Genomic DNA, 2,767 nt, shown 5'->3' with positions numbered 1-2,767 from the left:
GGCACTGTTGTTGTGCCCGGTGGCACTCCAGCCCACGAACGCGGCTGGCGTATCGGCACCGGAGGCGTCGTTGCTCAGCACGTTGCCGCCAAGGCTCCCTGCCAGGTCTTCAGTGACGGTGCCGCCGTTTTCATCGTTCGCCTTGGGCACATCATCTTCCACATGAATGAGGAAGCTGCCGGCCAAGATGCCACTGCCACCCGTCGCCTTCAGGATGCTGGTGAAGTCCAAGGTCAGCAGTTCGTTGTCATCGCCGTTACCCTGCGGATGATTCAGCGACTTGACCAGGTTGAACTGATAGCTGCCATTTGAACCAACCTGGAGCGTGAACACAGTCGCCCCATTGGCGGTGGCAGTCAGGGTATCGCCCACTACCGTATAGACCAGCGCCACGCCACCCGAACTGGCCGGGGTCACACCACTGGTATCAGTACTGAGGCTGATGGTCGCGGAGTTATCCGGGCCGACAATCAAGGGAGCAACAGTGCCACTGACGCTACTGGTGACGCTGTCACTGTCGGTGAGGCCAGTTGGCAACTCATCCTCATCGACATACCCCTCCACCGAGCCCGTATCTTCGACATAGAGATGAAGGGTCGCCGTAGCCGGGTCGCCATCCTTGTCGATGAGGGTGTATTGGAAGTCCTCGGTCAGATCGCCGTTCACATTGGCGGGAGCCTGATAACTCCATGCCCCAGTGGAGAAGTTGAAGCTCAGCTTGCCACCCGCTGGGGTGGTGACGGCCGTCAATTGCTGATCGCCATCGAGCACTCCGTCCCAGCTGTAGGTGGTCGCGCCAATCTTGATGGACTGGATATAGCCCGGACCATCTGCACCATAGGCATCGTCATCCCCACCACCCACGACATTGTTAGAGCCGCTGAGCACATTGCCTTGCACCAGGCCGCCTATCACCTGATTGAGCAGGGTGTTGACCAGGTCACTGAAGTTATTTACCCGCAGCGGCATATTGTTCGGGCCGGCATCTAGGTCGACTTCTTCCAGGCGGACATCATTGATCCCATTGCCAATGCCTATGGTGGTGACATTGACCAGCTTGGTATCGACGAAATTGTTCCAGTTAGCTGCCACCGTGTTGGTGAGTGAAGCACCACCTGGGCCGGTTTGTTCATTGGGGTCACCATCGCTGATGAAGACCACCTGGTTGTTCCAACCCGGGAGCGGCGTGTAAGAGATCATGGTCTGCTCAATGGCATCGGTGAAGTCGGTGCTGCCATTGAATGGACGTATACCGCCGGGTTCCTGTGGGTTCAAGGAGTTAACCAGATTAGTGAACGCGGTAACATTGTCGGTCGGCAAATACGCAATGGAGTCACCGGAAAATGCCACTATCTGGATCTTGACCTGGCCGCCAGAGGTATTGAACAGCGCCTGCCCTGCGGTACGTACTGCATCCAGCATGGTATTCAGTTCGTTATTATCGATACTGCCGCTGAAGTCGAGCACGAATACCATGTTGATGTTCTGAGACTTGCCGGCAAGGACGGTAGCGTAGTCATCTTGCGCCACCGGAATATCATCTTGCACATCGATGACGAATGACCCTTTGGTGAAGCCTGCAACTTTGTCGCCATCCCCATCGGTGGCGACCAGAACACCAGAGAAGTCGATCGGTACCGGCAGCAACTCATTGTCGCCATTCGGCAACCCTTCCTTGATGGGATGATCCAGCGGCCCCTTCAGGGTGAAGGAATAGTCACCATCGGCAGCCACCGTCAGGGTAAAGATCACTGTGCCACCCGCGCTGGCAGTCAGCACATTGCCCACCACATTGTAACTCAGCGCCACGCCACCGCTGCTCAACCCTTGTGAGACCAGCGAGCTGACGTTGTTGGACAGACTGAATGTCCCGGGACCATCTGCACCAAACGCCACCAGGGTGTTCAGGCTGCCCGAGGTATCGCTGGCCGTGGTGGTCTGTCCGGCATTTTCATGATTACCTTCGTGAGGTGCGCCGCCCGCCAGGGTCAGAGCATCCTCCTGTACCGAGCCATGCACAGTGGGGCCTTGTCCGTTGCCAGACTGCACAGGGCCATCATCCTCGAAGCGGAACACGCCGCCGGTGCCCAGATCGAGGCTGGCCTTGGCGCTGTCGCCATCGGCATCGGTAACGGTCTGCACCAGGGTCAGCACGCCGCTGTTCAGGGTCAGGCTGACGCTGTCATCATGACTGCCAGTATTGCCGTGCCAGACATTGTCCAGCAGGTTCAGGGTCACGGCACCGGTGGCCGGATTGATGGTGAGGGTGAAGTAGCTCACCCCGTTGGCGCTGCCGGTAATGACATTGCCTACCTGATTGAGCAGGATCTGAGTGCCCTGGCCATTGGCGGCCAGCGGATCAACCGCATAGAGGCCGCTCGCCACATTGCTGCCGCTGAGGGCCAGGTTGTAGCCGATGTTGCCCGCCCCGTCTGCGCCAAAGGCATGGCTGAACTGGGCTTGCACCGTGCCCGCCGTCAGGGTCGCGCTGGCGATACCGTCACCGCCCACGCCGCCCAGTGCTGGCAGACTCTCGTCCACCTTCACTGACCCCAGACTCGGAGCCTGAGTGGCCAGTCCTGCTGTCGGACCATCGTCCTCGAAGCGGAACACGCCGCCGGTGCCCAGATCGATGCTGGCCTTGGCGCTGTCACCGTCGGCATCGGTGACGGTCTGCACCAGGGTCAGCACGCCGCTGTTCAGGGTCAGGCTGACGCTGTCATCATGGCTGCTGGTATCACCTTGCCAGATATTGTCCAGCAGGTTC

General features: G+C 59.1%; 1 protein-coding gene. It reads right to left on the bottom strand.

The features are described from left to right. Positions 1-2,767, bottom strand: a 2,767-nt coding sequence (locus AC1IN8_RS21010) for a DUF5801 repeats-in-toxin domain-containing protein (protein ID WP_479760495.1), incomplete at both ends; no start/stop codon positions are given.

The sequence above is a fragment of the Aeromonas sp. 130281 genome (assembly GCF_056642115.1).
This window is presented reverse-complemented; position numbering and strand designations above follow the sequence as displayed.